The 15,474-nt window shown below is 67.7% G+C and carries 14 protein-coding genes; 9 read left to right on the top strand and 5 right to left on the bottom strand.

The window, feature by feature from the left end; translation table 11 throughout:
- Positions 1-142: 142 nt before the first annotated feature.
- Together ABIC63_RS13640 and yihA are read right to left on the bottom strand one after the other, a co-directional pair.
- Positions 143-1,057: an alpha/beta fold hydrolase gene (locus ABIC63_RS13640; RefSeq protein ID WP_354320113.1), complete on the bottom strand. Its 915-nt coding sequence runs from the start codon at positions 1,055-1,057 to the stop codon at positions 143-145.
- A gap of 54 nt (positions 1,058-1,111) precedes the next feature.
- Positions 1,112-1,879 carry a ribosome biogenesis GTP-binding protein YihA/YsxC gene (yihA, locus tag ABIC63_RS13635; RefSeq protein WP_502935874.1) on the bottom strand — a complete coding sequence of 256 codons (768 nt, stop codon included), beginning with the start codon at positions 1,877-1,879 and terminating at the stop codon, positions 1,112-1,114.
- Between the two features lie 97 nt (positions 1,880-1,976).
- On the opposite strand from yihA, the gene ABIC63_RS13630 reads away from it, so the two are divergent.
- The 5 genes from ABIC63_RS13630 to msrQ all read left to right on the top strand — a co-directional run bounded on the left by ABIC63_RS13630 (position 1,977) and on the right by msrQ (position 8,106).
- On the top strand, positions 1,977-2,636 hold the full coding sequence (locus tag ABIC63_RS13630) for a c-type cytochrome (RefSeq protein ID WP_354320112.1): 660 nt from the start codon (positions 1,977-1,979) through the stop codon (positions 2,634-2,636).
- A 113-nt stretch (positions 2,637-2,749) separates the two neighbouring features.
- Positions 2,750-4,933 carry a cytochrome c biogenesis protein ResB gene (locus ABIC63_RS13625; RefSeq protein WP_354320111.1) on the top strand — a complete coding sequence of 728 codons (2,184 nt, stop codon included), beginning with the start codon at positions 2,750-2,752 and terminating at the stop codon, positions 4,931-4,933.
- Positions 4,930-6,261 (top strand): c-type cytochrome biogenesis protein CcsB, encoded by a 1,332-nt coding sequence (gene ccsB / locus ABIC63_RS13620; RefSeq protein ID WP_354320110.1) that lies wholly within the window; start codon positions 4,930-4,932, stop codon positions 6,259-6,261. Before ABIC63_RS13625 ends, ccsB begins: the two co-directional genes overlap by 4 nt.
- Before the next feature lie 166 nt (positions 6,262-6,427).
- Positions 6,428-7,429, top strand: a complete 1,002-nt coding sequence (gene msrP / locus ABIC63_RS13615; RefSeq protein ID WP_294370588.1) for a protein-methionine-sulfoxide reductase catalytic subunit MsrP — start codon at positions 6,428-6,430, stop codon at positions 7,427-7,429.
- Positions 7,429-8,106, top strand: a complete 678-nt coding sequence (gene msrQ, locus ABIC63_RS13610) for a protein-methionine-sulfoxide reductase heme-binding subunit MsrQ (RefSeq protein ID WP_354320109.1) — start codon at positions 7,429-7,431, stop codon at positions 8,104-8,106. The genes msrP and msrQ overlap by 1 nt, the downstream gene beginning before the upstream one ends.
- A gap of 38 nt (positions 8,107-8,144) precedes the next feature.
- Here the strand turns inward: msrQ and lysA are convergent, their stop codons facing one another.
- Both lysA and lptM read right to left on the bottom strand, forming a co-directional pair.
- A complete protein-coding gene (gene lysA, locus ABIC63_RS13605; RefSeq protein WP_354320108.1) occupies positions 8,145-9,440 on the bottom strand; it encodes a diaminopimelate decarboxylase in 1,296 nt (431 codons plus the stop codon).
- Positions 9,437-9,688 (bottom strand): LPS translocon maturation chaperone LptM, encoded by a 252-nt coding sequence (gene lptM, locus ABIC63_RS13600; RefSeq protein WP_295373930.1) that lies wholly within the window; start codon positions 9,686-9,688, stop codon positions 9,437-9,439. Before lptM ends, lysA begins: the two co-directional genes overlap by 4 nt.
- A 19-nt stretch (positions 9,689-9,707) precedes the next feature.
- On the opposite strand from lptM, the gene cyaY reads away from it, so the two are divergent.
- Positions 9,708-10,040, top strand: a complete 333-nt coding sequence (cyaY, locus tag ABIC63_RS13595; protein ID WP_294370581.1) for an iron donor protein CyaY — start codon at positions 9,708-9,710, stop codon at positions 10,038-10,040.
- A 152-nt stretch (positions 10,041-10,192) separates the two neighbouring features.
- On the top strand, positions 10,193-11,131 hold the full coding sequence (locus ABIC63_RS13590; RefSeq protein WP_354320107.1) for an IS481 family transposase: 939 nt from the start codon (positions 10,193-10,195) through the stop codon (positions 11,129-11,131).
- Here ABIC63_RS13590 and ABIC63_RS13585 read toward each other — a convergent pair.
- Entirely contained in the window at positions 11,128-13,542 is a 2,415-nt protein-coding gene (locus ABIC63_RS13585) for a penicillin-binding protein 1A (RefSeq protein WP_476346707.1), read from the bottom strand. The two genes, ABIC63_RS13590 and ABIC63_RS13585, sit on opposite strands and share 4 nt — an antisense overlap.
- A 245-nt stretch (positions 13,543-13,787) precedes the next feature.
- Here ABIC63_RS13585 and ABIC63_RS13580 point away from each other — a divergent pair, with 245 nt between their 5' ends.
- A complete protein-coding gene (locus ABIC63_RS13580; RefSeq protein WP_354320106.1) occupies positions 13,788-14,864 on the top strand; it encodes a pilus assembly protein PilM in 1,077 nt (358 codons plus the stop codon).
- The gene (locus ABIC63_RS13575) at positions 14,861-15,472 is read left to right on the top strand and encodes a PilN domain-containing protein (protein WP_294370577.1); all 612 of its coding nucleotides are present in this window, start codon (positions 14,861-14,863) and stop codon (positions 15,470-15,472) included. Before ABIC63_RS13580 ends, ABIC63_RS13575 begins: the two co-directional genes overlap by 4 nt.
- Positions 15,473-15,474 lie beyond the last annotated feature (2 nt).

The raw sequence follows: 15,474 nt of genomic DNA, 5'->3' as shown, positions 1-15,474 counted from the left end.
TCATGCGCGTGGCCTTCTCGCTGTTCAAGCAACACGCGATGTTCGATGCCCGCCTGGCGGCCACTGTCGCTTGACGAGAACCATAGAACCTCAGCCCGAACGGTGTTGGGTCACTGAACCCCATTCGCGCACCCGCTGGCGCTCAGCCTCTCAGGCGCGGATGGCGCCGGATGAAGGCGCCGATGCGTGCCATCACCAGTTCAGGCTGCTCGTGCACCACCCAGTGCGTGGCGCCTTCCAGCCGCTCGACCTCGAGCTGGGGCACGTAGTCCCCCAGGCCATCGAGCAGGCCTGGGCGCAGCGCGATGTCGGCCATGCCCCATAGCACCAGGGTTGGGATGTCCACCGTCACGCGCTCGCGCGGGATGTCGGGAATGTCGGCGCCAGGCTTGAGCGGCGTGACGCGGTAGAGGTTGCAGGCGCCCACCAGGCCCTGCGACCACACATCCCGGTACTGCGCCTTCACGTCCTCGGTGAGCCAGTCGGCATTGCCAGCACTGGCCTGCATGGACGACAGCATGCCGAAGAGGCGCGCGAAGTCGTCGCGCGCCAGCACCTCCTCGCTGCCGGGGCGCGCCAGCCAGTTCATGTAGGCGCTGGCTTCCTGCTGCTCGAAGCTGTTCTTCAGCTCGCGCGCGAAGGTGCCGGCATGCGGTGAGTTGATGATGACCAGCCGGCCCACGCGCTCGGGCATCGCACTGGCCATCCCCCAGCCGAAGGCCCCGCCCCAGTCGTGGGCGATCAGCGTGTCGATCCGGCCCCCGGCTGCTTCGCTCTCGGCCAGGGCGCGCAGGTCCTGCATGAGGCGATGGGCCTGGTAGGCCTCGACTTCCGCCGGCGCGCTGGAGCGCTCGAAGCCGCGCAGGTTGGGCGCCACGCAGCGATAGCCGCCGTTCTCCGGTCGGGCGAAATGCGCCAGCAGCGGATCCCAGATGAAGGCCGCCTCCGGAAAGCCGTGGAGCAAGAGCATCAGCGGCCGGCCGGGCTCGCCGGCCGCGCGGCAGCTGAGCGTGATGCCATGCGGCAGCGCGCGCTCGAAGGTCTGGATGTCGGTCATCGCACGTGTCTCCTGGGTATGGGTCGGAAGACGCGTGCGTGGATGCAGGTCGCGTCAGCCGGCGTCGGGGTGCGTCCAGCGCCAGATGATCTCGGCCGCTTCGTCCACACCCTGCTTCTTGAGGGCGGAGAAGAGTCTGACCTCGCCGCCGCCGGCCTGCAGTCGCGCAATCGACAGTGCCTTGTTGGCCTCTGCCCGCGTGAGCTTGTCGGCCTTGGTCAGCAGCACCAGGAAGTTCAGGCCCTGCTCCACGCGTGGGCGGATCACTTCCAGCAGCACCTCGTCCAGCTCGGTCATGCCCAGGCGCGGGTCGCACATCAGCACGACACCGGACAGCTGCTCGCGGGTCATCAGGTAGTTGCCCATGACGCGCTGCCAGCGCAGCTTGGCCTCGCGTGGCACCGCGGCATAACCATAGCCGGGCAGGTCGGCCAGCACGGCGTCGTCCACCTGGCCCTTGCCCACGCCGAACAGGTTGATGTGCTGCGTGCGGCCGGGCGTCTTGGACGCGAAGGCCAGCCGCTTCTGCTGCGTCAGCGTGTTGATGGCGGTGGACTTGCCGGCGTTGGAGCGGCCCACGAAAGCGATCTCGGGCAGACCCAGCGGGGGCAGGGTGTCCAGCCGCGGCGAGCTGAGCAGGAAGTGGGCGGTGTGCATCCAGCCCAGGGCGGTGCGGGCGCGCTCGGCAAAGCTGGCGGCGGGTGCGGGCGTCGCAGGGACGGTGGAGGCGGGCGGACTGGCGTTCTCCGCCGATCCGCTGGCGGGTGCCGCTGCGGCGTCGGCCGCGTCATCCGCAGGAGAGGGCGGAAAAGTTTGATCCATTCGGTACAGGGTTCTCAAGGAGGCCGTGGAAAGGGAGGGCGATTGTAGAATTGCCCGGTTTTGCGCCAGTCAGCGTACAAGTGAAGAAGCCCACGATATGAAGTTGTTCGCGCCTTATCTGCTTGCTGCCGTGCTGGGGACCGTTCTGGGGGGAACGGCCATGGCGGCAGATGCTCCGGCCACCGCGGCCAAGCCCGCCAAGCCGGATCCGGCCAAGGGCGATACCCTCTTCACGACAGCCCCGCCCAATGGTGTCGCCTGCGCCTCGTGCCACAACGCCGACGGCAATTCGGCCATCGCCGCCAACCCCAAGCTGGCGCAGCAGCATCCCGAGTACATCCTCAAGCAGCTGCACGAGTTCAAGTCCGGCAAGCGCAAGAGCCCGATCATGCAGCCCATGGTCGCCAACCTGAGCGAGCAGGACATGCGCGACATCGCCTGGTTCCTGGGCAGCAAGACGGTCAAGCCCGGTTTCGCCAAGGAGAAGGACCTCGTCGTGCTGGGCGAGCGCATCTACCGTGGCGGCATCGCCGATCGTCAGGTGCCTGCCTGCGCCGGTTGCCACAGCCCCACCGGCGCCGGCATCCCCGCCCAGTACCCACGCCTGGGTGGCCAGCATTCCGACTACACGGAGGGCCAGCTGAAGGCCTTCCGTGATGGCATCCGCGCCAACAGCCCGCAGATGACGGGCGTGGCCGCCAAGATGAACGACCGCGAGATCAAGGCCGTGGCCGACTACATTGCCGGCCTGCGTTGACTTAACGCAAGTCAAAAAACCGTCGAACCAACCGCCGACAATCCAACTCAACAAGGGCGGGCCGATCCCTGGGGATCGCCCGCCCTTTTTCCTGCCCACTGCTGCCTTCCGTCATGAGCGTCTCCACCCACGGCCTTCGCCTTCGAACCGGCTCGCAGGCCTTGCGCGCCGCCGTGGAGCTGCTGTCATCGATGCGCTTCGCCATCGCGCTGCTGACGGTGATCTGCATCGCATCCGTGATCGGCACCGTGCTCAAGCAGCAGGAGCCGATCAACAACTACATCAACCAGTTCGGGCCCTTCTGGGCGCAGGTGTTCCGCAGCGCGCGGCTGGACACCATCTACAGCGCCTGGTGGTTCCTGCTGATCCTGGCCTTCCTGGTGATCAGCACCTCGCTGTGCATCGCGCGCAACACGCCGCGCATCATGAGCGACCTGCGCAGCTACAAGGAAGACCTTCGCGTGCAGGGCCTGAAGGCCTTCGGCCTGCGCGCCGAGACGGTGTTGGCCGAGTCGCCCGACGCCGCCGCCAACCGCATCGGCCAGCAACTGGTTGGGGGCGGCTGGAAGGTCAAGCTGCAGAAGCGCGAGACGGCGGGCGCGCCGGCGGGCTGGATGGTGGCGGCCCGTGCGGGCGGCGCCAACAAGCTGGGCTACATCGCGGCCCACGGCGCCATCGTGCTGATCTGCCTGGGCGGCCTGCTCGACGGCGACCTGATCGTGCGTGCACAGACCTGGCTGGGCGGCAAGTCGGTCTACACCGGCGGCGGCATGATCGCGGACGTGCCAGCCCAACACCGCCTGGCGCCGACCAACCCGACCTTCCGCGGCAACATCCTGGTGCCCGAGGGTGCGCAGTCGTCGGTGGCCATCCTCAATCAGGCCGATGGCGTGCTGCTGCAGGAGCTGCCCTTCGCCATCGAGCTCAAGAAGTTCATCGTCGACTACTACGCGACCGGCATGCCCAAGCTCTTCGCCAGCGAGGTGGTGCTGCACGACCGCGCCAGCGGCGAGAGCAAGACTGCGCGCATCGAGGTCAACCATCCCGCGAGCTGGAAAGGCATCGAGATCTACCAGTCCAGCTTCGACGACGGCGGCTCGCGCGTGAAGCTGCGCGCCGTGCCCATGGGCGCGGCGGCCAGGCCCTTCGAGGTCGAGGGCACCATCGGCAGCAGCACCGAGCTGACCAATGGCCAGGACAAGCTCACGCTCGAATACACGGCGCTGCGTGTGATCAACGTCGAGAACTTCGTTGGCGCCAACGGCGGCAGCGGGGCCGACGTGCGCAAGGTGGATCTGGTTGGCAGCCTTGAGTCGCGTCTGGGCGCGGCCCACAAGGTGGACAAGCCCAAGGAGCTGCGCAACATCGGCCCGAGCATCGGCTACAAGCTGCGCGACGCGGCCGGTCAGGCGCGCGAGTACCAGAACTACATGGTGCCCACGGTGATGGAGGAGGGCGCGCCGCCGGTCTTCCTGCTGGGTGTGCGGGAGCAGCCCGACCAGCCTTTCCGCTACCTGCGCGTGCCCGCCGACGACGAGATGGGCACGGCGGGCTTTACCCGCTTGCGCGAGGCGCTGGCCGACCCGGCCGTGCGCGCCCAGGCCGTCGACCGCTACGTGGCCCAGGCCATCGGCCCCGATCGGCCGGAGCAGGCGCAGCAGCTGCGTGCCTCGGCCCTGCGCGCCATCGGCCTGTTTGCCGGTGCCGAGCAACTGCAGGCCGGCACGGCGCGCGCGGATGGGCGCAATGCCTCCGGCTGGCAGGCCATCGCCGAATTCATCGACCAGCAGGTGCCCGAAGCCGAGCGCGAGCGCGCGGGTCAGATCCTGGTTCGCGTGGTCAACGACGTGCTCTTCGAGCTGCTCAACCTGAGCCGCACGCAGGCGGGTCAGCCGCCACTGCAGCGCGACGAGAAATCCCAGGCTTGGCTCACGCAGGCCGTGCTGTCGCTGAGCGACGCCGCCTTCTACCCGGCGCCCGTGGCGCTCATGCTGACCGACTTCACGCAGGTGCAGGCCAGCGTCTTCCAGGTGGCCCGCGCGCCGGGCAAGAGCGTGGTCTACCTGGGCTGCCTGTTGCTGATCGTGGGCATTTTTGCCATGCTCTACGTCCGCGAGCGGCGGCTGTGGGTGTGGCTGGCGCCCCGTGCCGACGGAACCGGCGCCGAGGCGTCGATGGCCCTCTCGGTCAACCGCCGCGGCCTGGACACCGACAAGGAATTCCACCGCCTGCGCGAGCGCCTGCTGGGCCTGCCCCCGGCCGACACGCCTTCTTCTGCGGAGACACCATCCCGATGAACACCGTCACCAGCACCACCACGCTGAGCCTCAACGAAGGCTGGTTTTCCCGCCGCAGCCTGACCGACTGGTTGTTTGCCGCCTTCGTGCTGGCGGGCGGGCTGTTCGCGCTGGCGCGCTATCACGGCGCGATGGACGGGTACGAAAAGGCAATCCTGCTGGGCACGCTGCCGGCGCTGGTGTGGCTGGGCTGGTTCTGGCGGCCGCTGCAGCGCCTGGGCGTCGTGGTGGCCGCCGCCTCGGTGCTGGCCATCGTGAGCTACCAGGGCGACCTGGCGCGGGCTGACACCGTGTTCTGGCTCAAATACTTCATCTCCAGCCAGTCGGCCATCCTGTGGATGAGCGTGCTCTTCTTCATGAGCACCCTCTTCTACTGGCTGGGCCTTTTTGCCAGCGGCCAATCCGATGCCATGGAGCGCATCGGCTCGCGCCTGGCCTGGGCCGCCGTGACAATGGCGCTGATCGGCACCATGGTGCGCTGGTACGAGAGCCACCAGATCGGCCCCGACATCGGCCACATCCCGGTGAGCAACCTCTACGAGGTCTTCGTGCTCTTCTGCTGGATGACGGCGGCCTTCTACCTCTACTACGAAGAGCGCTACCGCACCCGCGCCCTCGGCGCCTTCGTCATGCTGGTGGTGAGCGCGGCGGTGGGTTTCCTGCTCTGGTACACGCTGGTGCGCGGCGCGCACGAGATCCAGCCGCTGGTGCCCGCGCTGCAGAGCTGGTGGATGAAGCTGCATGTGCCCGCCAACTTCATCGGCTACGGCACCTTCTCGCTGGCGGCCATGGTGGCCTTCGCCTACCTCATCAAGCAGCAGGCGGCCGAGACCCGCTGGTGGCGCCTGACACCCATCTGGCTCCTGGGCGCAGCGCTGTGCTTCGTGCCCATCGCCTTCCGCCAGCGTGGTGTGGCCGAGGCGGGCGGCAGCTACTGGGTGGGCTATGCGCTCATCTCTGCGCTGATCGCGGCCGGCATCCTGCTGGGCCGCCGCCGCATCGCCGCCCGCCTGCCGGCCTTCGAGGTGCTGGACGACGTGATGTACAAGGCCATCGCCGTCGGCTTCGCCTTCTTCACCATCGCCACGGTGCTGGGCGCGCTGTGGGCCGCCGACGCCTGGGGCGGCTACTGGAGCTGGGATCCGAAGGAGACCTGGGCGCTGATCGTCTGGCTCAACTACGCGGCCTGGCTGCACATGCGACTGGTCAAGGGCCTGCGCGGCACGGTCGCCTCGTGGTGGGCGCTGGTAGGCCTGGCGGTGACCACCTTCGCCTTCCTGGGCGTCAACATGTTCCTGTCGGGCCTGCACAGCTACGGCACGCTGTAGGCCACGGCCGCCGGCCCGCGTGCCGGCCCAGCCCCACCCGCGGCGGGGGCAGGGCTTTTGGGGCAGACTGAAATCCAGGTGGAGCCCGCCTGCGTAACCAAATGGACGTGGGCACCGAACTCCTCAGGGTCCACCTGTGTCCCACCGCCTGCGAAAGGGCTCCCCCATGCTGATCCGTTCCCGCGATGACGGCTTCGTTCATCCCATCTCCAGCGAAATCACGCCGCGCGCGGTGTACGAACAGCGCCGGCAACTCCTGCGCCTGATGGCGACCGGCGCCGCTGGTGCGGCCCTGGCCGGCTGGGCCGGCCGCGAGGCGATGGCGCAGGCCCAGAACTCCGGCGGCAAGCTGGCTGCCTTGCCGGGTGCCAAGTCGAACGTGGCGGGCGCGCAGGTGATGGAAAAGGTCACCGACTACAAGGACGCGACCACCTACAACAACTTCTACGAGTTCGGCACCGACAAGGCCGACCCGGCCAAGAACGCCCACACCCTCAAGACCCGGCCGTGGACGGTCGAGGTCGAGGGTCTGGTCAAGAAGCCCGGCAAGTACGGCATCGAGGACTTGCTCAAACTTTCCGCGCAGGAAGAGCGGGTCTACCGCCTGCGCTGCGTCGAGGGCTGGTCGATGGTGATCCCGTGGGTCGGCTATTCGCTGGCCGAGCTGATCAAGCGGGTCGAGCCGCAGGGCAATGCCAAGTACGTGGAGTTCGTGACGCTGGCCGATCCGAAGACCATGCCCTTCGTCGGCTCGCGCGTGCTCGATTGGCCCTATGCCGAGGGCCTGCGCATGGATGAGGCCATGCATCCGCTGACGCTGCTGACCTTCGGCATGTACGGCGAGGTGCTGCCCAACCAGAACGGCGCGCCGGTGCGCATCGTGGTGCCCTGGAAGTACGGCTTCAAGTCGGCCAAGTCCATCGTCAAGATCCGCTTTGTCGAGAAGGAGCCGGGCACGGCCTGGAACAAGGCGGCGGCCAACGAATACGGCTTCTATTCCAACGTGAATCCCGAGGTGGACCATCCGCGCTGGAGCCAGGCCACCGAGCGCCGCATCGGTGAGCCCGGCGGCCTGTTCGCCAAGCGGCGCAAGACGTTGATGTTCAACGGCTACGAGGCGCAGGTCGGCCAGCTCTATGCGGGCATGGACCTGAAGAAGTTCTACTGATGGCGACGGCTGCACAGGCGGGCCGCAGGCCGGCAGCCCGGCCCGCGGGCGGTCACGGGCTCAACCGGCTGCTGATGCATCCGGTTGCCAAGCCGGCGGTGTTCGTGCTGTGCCTGCTGCCCTTCGCGTGGCTGCTTTATGGCGCCGTGGCCGACCAACTCGGCGCCAACCCGGCGGAGTACCTGCTGCGTGCCACGGGCGACTGGGCCCTGCGCTTTCTCTGCATCGTGCTGGCCGTGACGCCGCTGCGCGTCATGGCCAGGCTCACCGCGATCGCGCGCTGGCGCCGCATGCTGGGGCTCTTCGCCTACTTCTACGTGGTGGTGCACCTGCTGTGCTACGCGTGGTTCGACATGGGCTTCGACCTGCCGGCCATCGTGGCGGACATTCCCAAGCGGCCCTTCATCCTGGTGGGATTTGCGGCCTTCGTGCTGCTGACGCTGCTGGCCGCCACCTCCTTCAACCGCGCGATCAAGGCGCTGGGCGGCAAGCGCTGGCAGCGGCTGCATCGCCTGGTCTACCTGTGCGCCGGGCTGGGGCTGCTGCACTTCTTCTGGATGCGGGCCGGCAAGAACAACTTCGGCGAGGTCGGCATCTACGCGGTCGTCATTGCGGTGTTGCTGGGCTGGCGCGTGTGGCATGCAGTTGCCACGCGCAGAGCAAGCGCCACGCGGTAGCGCCATGAAAGAAGGCGGCCTGGGCCGCCTTTGTCATGTCAAAGCAGTTGCTCTGCGCGCAACTGGTCTTCCACCGTCTCGCGCCGGCGGATGAGTCGGGCCTCGGTGCCACTGACCAGCACTTCGGCCGCGCGGCCGCGGGTGTTGTAGTTGCTGGCCATGCTCATGCAATAGGCCCCGGCCGAGAGCACGGCCAGCAGGTCGCCGGACTGCACCGCGAGGTCGCGGTCGCGGCCCAGCCAGTCGCCGCTTTCGCACACCGGGCCGACCACGTCGTAGCGCACCGGCTCGGCATCCGCCTTCAGCACCACCGGTTCGATGCGGTGGAAGGCCTCGTACATGGCGGGCCTGGGCAGGTCGTTCATGGCTGCGTCGACGATGCAGAAGTTCTTCTCTTCGCCGGGCTTGGTGTAGAGCACCTCGGTCAGGCAGACGCCTGCGTTGCCCACCAGCGAGCGGCCGGGCTCGATGACCAGCTTGCGGTCGCCGAAGCCACGGGCGTCCAGCCGGGCCAGCAACTGCTGCCACAGCGCATCGGCGGCGGGTGGCGTGTCGCCGTTGTAGTCGATGCCCAGGCCGCCGCCGAAGTCCAGATGCTGCAGCCGGATGTCCTGGGCCTCGATGGCCTGCACCAGGTCGAGCACGCGCTCCAGCGCATCCAGGTAGGGCGAGGCCTCGGTGATCTGCGAGCCGATGTGGCAGTCGATGCCGACCACGGCCAGCCCCGGCAGCGATGCGGCATGCAGGTAGACCTCGACCGCGCGATCGTGGGCGATGCCGAACTTGTTGCCCTTGAGGCCGGTGGAGATGTACGGATGCGTCTTCGCGTCGACGTTGGGATTGATGCGCAGGCTGACCGGCGCGCGCTTGCCGGCGGCCACGGCGACGTCGCTCAGCACGTCGAGTTCGGCTTCGCTCTCGACGTTGAAGCAGGCGATGCCGGCGTCCAGGGCCTGGCGCATCTCGGCGCGGGTCTTGCCCACGCCGGAGAAGATCACCTTGCGCGCATCGGCGCCTGCCGCCAGCACACGGGCCAGTTCGCCGCCGGAGACGATGTCGAAACCGCAGCCGGCTTCGGCGAAGACGCGCAGCACGCCCAGCGAGGAGTTTGCCTTCAACGCATAGCAGACCAGCGCGTCGCGACCTTCGAGGCCGCGGCGGTAGGCGGCCAGCGCATCGAGCATCCACTGCTTGGAATAGACGAACAGCGGCGTGCCATGTTCGCGCGCGAGCGCCTGCAGGTCGGCCTGTTCGACACGCAGCGTGCCGCCCTCGCGGGCAATGTGGGGTTGGCCCGGCAGCACGGTGCCGGCGAAAGCAGGATAAGCGGTCATGGACGGGAAGCGGGAGCCGAGGTGGAGGCCGGAGCGCTGGCGGCGTCGGCAGGTGCTGGCGCGGCCTTGTTGCCGGAGCCGGTGAGCACCTGCGGCAGGGTGGCGCGCTGGGCGGCAGCGGGCTCGGTCGGCAGGTAGAGCGCGCCCCGCTGGCCACAGGCCGACAGGGCGGCGAGGGCCGCGAGCGCAAAGGCCTTGGCGAGGTGGCGCAAGGGGGCGCTCACTAGAATTTGCCGAGCATTCAACATCGCGAAATTTTATCCAGTCATGACCGACGCCCAGTACCTCGATCTCGCGGAATCCGCCCTGGCAGCCATCGAACGCAGCTGCGACCAGATCAACGAGAACACCGACGCGGACATCGACAACCAGCGGGTCGGCGGCATGATCACGCTGACCTTCGCCAACCGCAGCCAGGTGGTGGTGAACCTGCAGCCGCCGCTGCACGAGATCTGGCTGGCGGCCCGCACCGGCGGCTACCACTTCCGCCACGACGGGCAGCAGTGGGTGGACACCAAGACCGGCGAGGAGCTCTTTGCCCGGTTGTCGCAGGAGTGCAGCCTGCAGGCGGGCGAGCCCCTGGGCTTCAGGGCGGGCTGAGCCGCAGGCGCCCCGGCGGGCCTCCGGCCGCGTCGGGGCAGCCGGGAAGCCCGCGGCCGCCGGCCTAGTTGTCATGTCTCAATAGGTTGTTCACCCGGAAGGGTCTGGGAGACTGGAGTTACCACGCTTCAGTCACCAGAAGGACCTTCCGAGTGAACAGCCATAAGAATGCCAGATTGACCTTCGAAGGGCGCAAATTGCTTGTCCAACGCATCGCTGTCCAGGGGCTGATGCCCGCAGCCGAGGCTGCGGGCATCAGCCCGCGCACCGCACGCAAGTGGCTCCAGCGCTTCGAGCAGCATGGCGAGCGCGGCCTGCTGGACCGCAGCTCACGCCCGGCTCGCACGCGCTCCTGCCTGGACGCGCAGCTTTGCGAGCGCATCGAACAGCTTCGCCGCTGTCGCATGCCCATGCGGCAGATCGCTCGCATCGTCGGGCGCAGCGTGCCCACCGTGTGCCGGCTGCTCGCGCGTCTGGGACTGTCCAGCCTGAAGGCGCTCGATCCTGTCAGCGTGCCGCTGCGCTACGAGCGCGATGCACCCGGTGAGCTTCTGCACATCGACACCAAGAAGCTCGAGCGCATCGTGCGACCCAGCCACCGCGTCACGGGCAACCGGCGTGACTCGGTGGACGGCGCGGGCTGGGAGTTCGCCCATGTGGCCATCGACGACCATTCCCGCCTGGGCTTCGTGCAGATGCATGCCGACGAGCGCAAGGACTCGGCGGTGAGCTTCCTGCTGGCGGCAGTGGCGCACTATGAGCAGCTGGGTGTGAAGATCAAGCGGCTGATCACCGACAACGGCTCGGCGTATCGCTCGCGGCTGTTCGCCAAGACCTGTCAGGCGCTCGGCATCAAGCACACCTTCACCCGGCCTTACCGCCCCCAGACCAACGGCAAGGCCGAGCGTTTCATTCAGACCTGTCTGCGCGAATGGGCCTATGGACGCACCTGGGCCAACAGTGCCGAGCGCACCGCTTGGTTGCCCGCTTTCCTGCGCTACTACAACTGCGAGCGCCCGCACTGTGCTCTGGGGCACAAGCCCCCAGCCTCCCGCCTTTGTGAGAACAACCTATTGCAACTCGACACCTAGTTGCGGAACAGGTCGAGGATCCGGTTACGCTCTTCGCCGCCCGAGGGGGCGCCGGCCGGGTGGGTGCTGCCGTCGATGCCCGGCACCGTCACGGGCTCGACGCCCAGCGTGCTCACGGCCCGGCCGGGCGTGTAGTCGTCGTAGTAGACCTCGCCGCCGATGTTGACCACCCCCGGCGGCGACTGAATCTCGCTCACCGGCACGCCCTTGAGGGCGGTCTGCATGAAGCTGATCCAGATCGGCAGGCTCAGGCCGCCGCCCGTCTCACGGTCGCCCAGCTTGCGTGGCGTGTCGTAACCCATCCACACCACGGCGGTGAGCGTAGGCTGGAAGCCGGCGAACCAGGCGTCCAGCGAATCGTTGGTGGTGCCCGTCTTGCCGTAGAGGTCGACGCGCTTGAGCGTGGCCTGGGCCTTGGCCGCGGTGCCGCCGCTGGCCACGGACTGCAGCAGGCTGTCCATGATGTAGGCGTTGCGCTGCGGAATGGCGCGCGAGGTCTCGCCCCGCAGCGGTGGCTGCACATCGACCAGCACCCGGTCCTTGTGGTCGGTGATGCGGGTGATCAGGTAGGGATTCACGCGGTAGCCACCGTTGGCGAACACCGAATAGGCCGCTGCCATCTGCATCGGCGTGACCGAGCCTGCGCCCAGCGCCATCGGCAGGTAGGCTGGGTGCTTTTCACGCTCGAAGCCGAAGTTGGTGATCCAGTCCTGCGCGTAGCGGGTGCCGATGGACTGCAGCACACGGATGGACACCATGTTCTTGGACTTCATCAGCGCCCGGCGCAGCGGCATCGGGCCCTCGAAGTTGCCGTCGTAGTTCTTCGGCTCCCAGGGCTGGCCGCCGGTGGTGCCGGCATCGAAAAACAGCGGCCCGTCGTTGACCACGGTGCTGGGCATGAAGCCCTTCTCCAGAGCGGCCGAGTAGATGAAGGGCTTGAAGCTGGAGCCTGGTTGCCGCCACGCCTGCGTCACGTGGTTGAACTTGTTCTTGCCGAAGTCGAAGCCGCCCACCATCGCCTTGATGGCGCCGTCGCGCGGGTCCATGGCCACGAAGGCGCCTTCCACCTCGGGCAACTGTGTGATCTCCCAGGTCCCCTTGGCCGTCTTGGCGACGCGGATGACGGCGCCGCGGCGGATGCGCACGTTGGGCGCCGCCTTGTCCGACAGGCCCGACTGGGCCGGGCGCAGGCCTTCGCCGCTGATCTGCAGTTCTTCGCCACTGGCGCGGACGGCGGTCACTTCCTTGGGGCTGGCCTTGAGCACCACGGCCGACATCACGTCGCCGTTGTCGGGATGCTCGGCCAGCACGTCGTCCACGGCCTCGTCGAGCTCCTTGGGGTCACTCGGCAGGTCGATGAACTTCTCGGGGCCGCGATAGATCTGGCGCCGTTCGTAGTCCATGATGCCGCGGCGCAGGGCCGAGTAGGCCGCCGATTGCTGCGACGCGACCAGCGAGGTGTAGACCTTCAAGCCGCGCGTGTAGGTGCTGTCGCCGTACTGCGCGTACATCAGCTGGCGGACCGTCTCGGCCACGTATTCGGCATGCAGCCGGTCAGGATCGTTGGCGTTGCGCAGGTGCAGGCGCTCGGCACGGGCCTCCTTGGCCTGCGCCTCGGTGATGAAGCCGGCCTCGACCATGCGGTCGACGACGTACAGCTGGCGCGCTCGCGCACGAGAGGGGTTGTTGACCGGGTTGTTGGCGCCCGGTGCCTTGGGCAGCCCGGCCAGCATCGCGGCCTCGGCAATGGTGATGTCCTGCAGCGGTTTGCCGAAGTACGACTCGGACGCAGCGGCGAAGCCGTAGGAGCGGTTGCCCAGGTAGATCTGGTTGAGGTAGATCTCGAGGATCTGGTCCTTGCTGAGCTGGTGCTCCAGCTTGAAGGCCAGCAGGATCTCGTAGATCTTGCGGGTGAGCGTCTTCTCGGAGCTGAGGTAGACGTTGCGCGCCACCTGCATGGAGATGGTCGATGCACCCTGACTTTTCACCCGGTTGAGGTTGGCCAGGCCGGCGCGGATCACGCCCTTGTAGTCCACCCCGCCGTGGTCGTAGAAGCGGGCATCTTCCGCCGCCAGCACCGCCTCCTTCATCACCTTGGGCACGGTGGCGATGGGCGTGAGGTTGCGGCGCTCCTCGCCGAACTCGCCGATCTGGATGCCTTCCGCGGAGAAGACGCGCAGCGGCAGCTTGGGCCGGTAGTCGGCGAGTTCCGAGACGTCCGGCAGGTTGGGATAGGCGACAGCCAGGGCCACTGCCCCCACCAGCAGCGCGCTGGCGACGGCGGCACCCGCAATGCCCAGCATCCACAGGAGGATGCGCGTGGTCCAACGCAGCCAGGCGTGCCCGGGCGGGCGCTTCTGGGCCTTGTCTTCTCGGGGGGAGGGCGCCGGCGCGCGTGAGGAGGGGGGCATGGGGCGAGAGGCTCTTGGGGCCGCGGATTATAAAAACCGGGTCGCTTCTCACCCCTGGTTACACTGATCGTTACTTTGGGTTGAGGATGCGGCGGTGTGCCTTCGTATTCTTTTAACAACTAATGCAATTTCGTTAAAAAAAGCCGACGGCGGCTGTTGGTGCGTGGGGCGTTGCGCTGATAGCATCTATTCACACGCATTTTTTGCCAAGTGTTACAAGCACGTGAACGGCTGAGCGTCCTCCGATGGCCCTTGGATCACTTTTTCGTCGACAGCCGCCGCCTCTTCTGGGCCTGGACGTCTCTTCGTCCAGCGTGAAGCTGGTGGAACTCGAGCGCAACCCCGCAGGCAAGCTGGTGCTCCTGCGCTGCGCGATCGAGCCCCTGGAGCGTGGCTGGATCACCGACGGCAACGTCGAGAAGTTCGACGAGGTGGCCGAAGCCGTCCGTCGGGCCGTCCGCAAGAGCGGCGCCAAGACCCGGAATGCCGCCCTGGCGCTGCCGCCGTCGGCCGTGATCACCAAGAAGGTGATCCTGCCGGCCGGCCTGAGTGAGACGGAGCTCGAGGTCCAGGTCGAGTCCGAGGCCAACCAATACATCCCCTTCTCGCTGGACGAGGTAAGCCTCGACTTCTGCGTCATGGGCCCGAGCCCGGGCAGCCCCGAGGACGTGGAGGTGCTGATCGCCGCCTCCCGCAAGGAGAAGGTGCAGGACCGCCAGGGTCTGGCGGAGGCGGCCGGTCTGAAGGCGGTGATCCTGGACGTGGAGTCCTTCGCTTCCCGGCTCGCCGCGGCGCGGCTGATCGAGCAACTGCCCGCCCAGGGCCGCGACGCCGTCGTCGCGCTGTTCGAGGTGGGAGCCAGCACCACGAGCATGCAGGTGCTGCGCAACGACGAAGTGCTGTACGACCGCGACCAGGCCTTCGGCGGCGCGCAGCTCACCCAGCTGATTGTGCGCCAGTACGGCTTCTCGGCCGAGGAGGCCGAGGCCAAGAAGCGCAGCGGCGACCTGCCCGAGGACTACGAATCCGCCGTGCTCAAGCCCTTCGTGGCCAGCATCGCGCAGGAGATCGCGCGGGCGCTGCAGTTCTTCTTCACCAGCACGCCGCACAACCGCGTGGACTACGTGCTGCTGGCCGGCGGCTCCGCGGGGCTGCCGGGGCTCACCCATGCGGTGACGCGCCAGACCTCCTTCGCCTGCTCGCTGCTCAATCCCTTCGAGGGCATGGAGTTCGATTCGGGCGTGCGTGCCAAGCGGCTCCAGCGCGAGTCTGCCTCCTACCTCACGGCCTGCGGGCTGGCGATGCGGAGGTTCCTGCAGTGATCCTGATCAACCTGCTGCCGCACCGTGAGGCGGCCCGCAAGCGGCGCAAGGAGAACTTCTATGCTTCGCTGGGCGCAGCGGCCCTGGCCGGTGGCCTGATCGCCGGCGTGGCCTTCCTGTACCTGCAGGCACTGATCCTCGACCAGCAGACGCGCAACGCGCTGCTGAGTTCGGAGATCCAGAAGCTCGACACCGAGATCAAGGAGATCGCCACGCTGCAGGCCGAGATCGCCGGGCTGCGCGCGCGCCAGAAGTCGGTGGAAGACCTGCAGGGCGACCGCAACCTGCCCGTGCACCTGCTCAATGAACTGGTCCGGCAGCTGCCCGACGGCGTCTACCTGACCAGCATGCGCCAGGAAAACCAGACCGTGACGTTGCAGGGCGCGGCCCAGTCCAACGAGCGGGTCTCGGAGTTGCTGCGCAATCTGGGCAACAGCAGCCCCTGGCTGGTCAAGCCCGAGTTGGTGGAAATCACTGCGGGCGTGGTCACGCTCAGTCCCCGGGATCAGCGCCGGGTGTCGAATTTCACGATGCGCGTGGGCGTGCGCCGTCCGACGGAGGCCCAGAAGCCGACGTCGCCGGCGCCCGCGGCATCGACCAAGGGTTGAAA

Origin of the sequence: Pseudacidovorax sp. 1753, from assembly GCF_040544975.1 — a bacterium.
Taxonomy (GTDB): Bacteria; Pseudomonadota; Gammaproteobacteria; order Burkholderiales; family Burkholderiaceae_C; genus Xenophilus.
This window is presented reverse-complemented; position numbering and strand designations above follow the sequence as displayed.

Excerpts from the sequence above, each read along its gene's own strand:
- ABIC63_RS13625 (WP_354320111.1), top strand. The coding sequence starts at position 2,750 with ATGAGCGTCTCCACCCACGGCCTTCGCCTTCGAACCGGCTCGCAGGCC.
- msrQ (WP_354320109.1), top strand. The coding sequence starts at position 7,429 with ATGGCGACGGCTGCACAGGCGGGCCGCAGGCCGGCAGCCCGGCCCGCG.
- lysA (WP_354320108.1), bottom strand. The coding sequence starts at position 9,440 with ATGACCGCTTATCCTGCTTTCGCCGGCACCGTGCTGCCGGGCCAACCC.
- ccsB (WP_354320110.1), top strand. The coding sequence starts at position 4,930 with ATGAACACCGTCACCAGCACCACCACGCTGAGCCTCAACGAAGGCTGG.
- ABIC63_RS13640 (WP_354320113.1), bottom strand. The coding sequence starts at position 1,057 with ATGACCGACATCCAGACCTTCGAGCGCGCGCTGCCGCATGGCATCACG.
- yihA (WP_502935874.1), bottom strand. The coding sequence starts at position 1,879 with ATGGATCAAACTTTTCCGCCCTCTCCTGCGGATGACGCGGCCGACGCC.
- ABIC63_RS13585 (WP_476346707.1), bottom strand. The coding sequence starts at position 13,542 with ATGCCCCCCTCCTCACGCGCGCCGGCGCCCTCCCCCCGAGAAGACAAG.
- ABIC63_RS13630 (WP_354320112.1), top strand. The coding sequence starts at position 1,977 with ATGAAGTTGTTCGCGCCTTATCTGCTTGCTGCCGTGCTGGGGACCGTT.
- cyaY (WP_294370581.1), top strand. The coding sequence starts at position 9,708 with ATGACCGACGCCCAGTACCTCGATCTCGCGGAATCCGCCCTGGCAGCC.
- msrP (WP_294370588.1), top strand. The coding sequence starts at position 6,428 with ATGCTGATCCGTTCCCGCGATGACGGCTTCGTTCATCCCATCTCCAGC.
- lptM (WP_295373930.1), bottom strand. The coding sequence starts at position 9,688 with ATGTTGAATGCTCGGCAAATTCTAGTGAGCGCCCCCTTGCGCCACCTC.
- ABIC63_RS13580 (WP_354320106.1), top strand. The coding sequence starts at position 13,788 with ATGGCCCTTGGATCACTTTTTCGTCGACAGCCGCCGCCTCTTCTGGGC.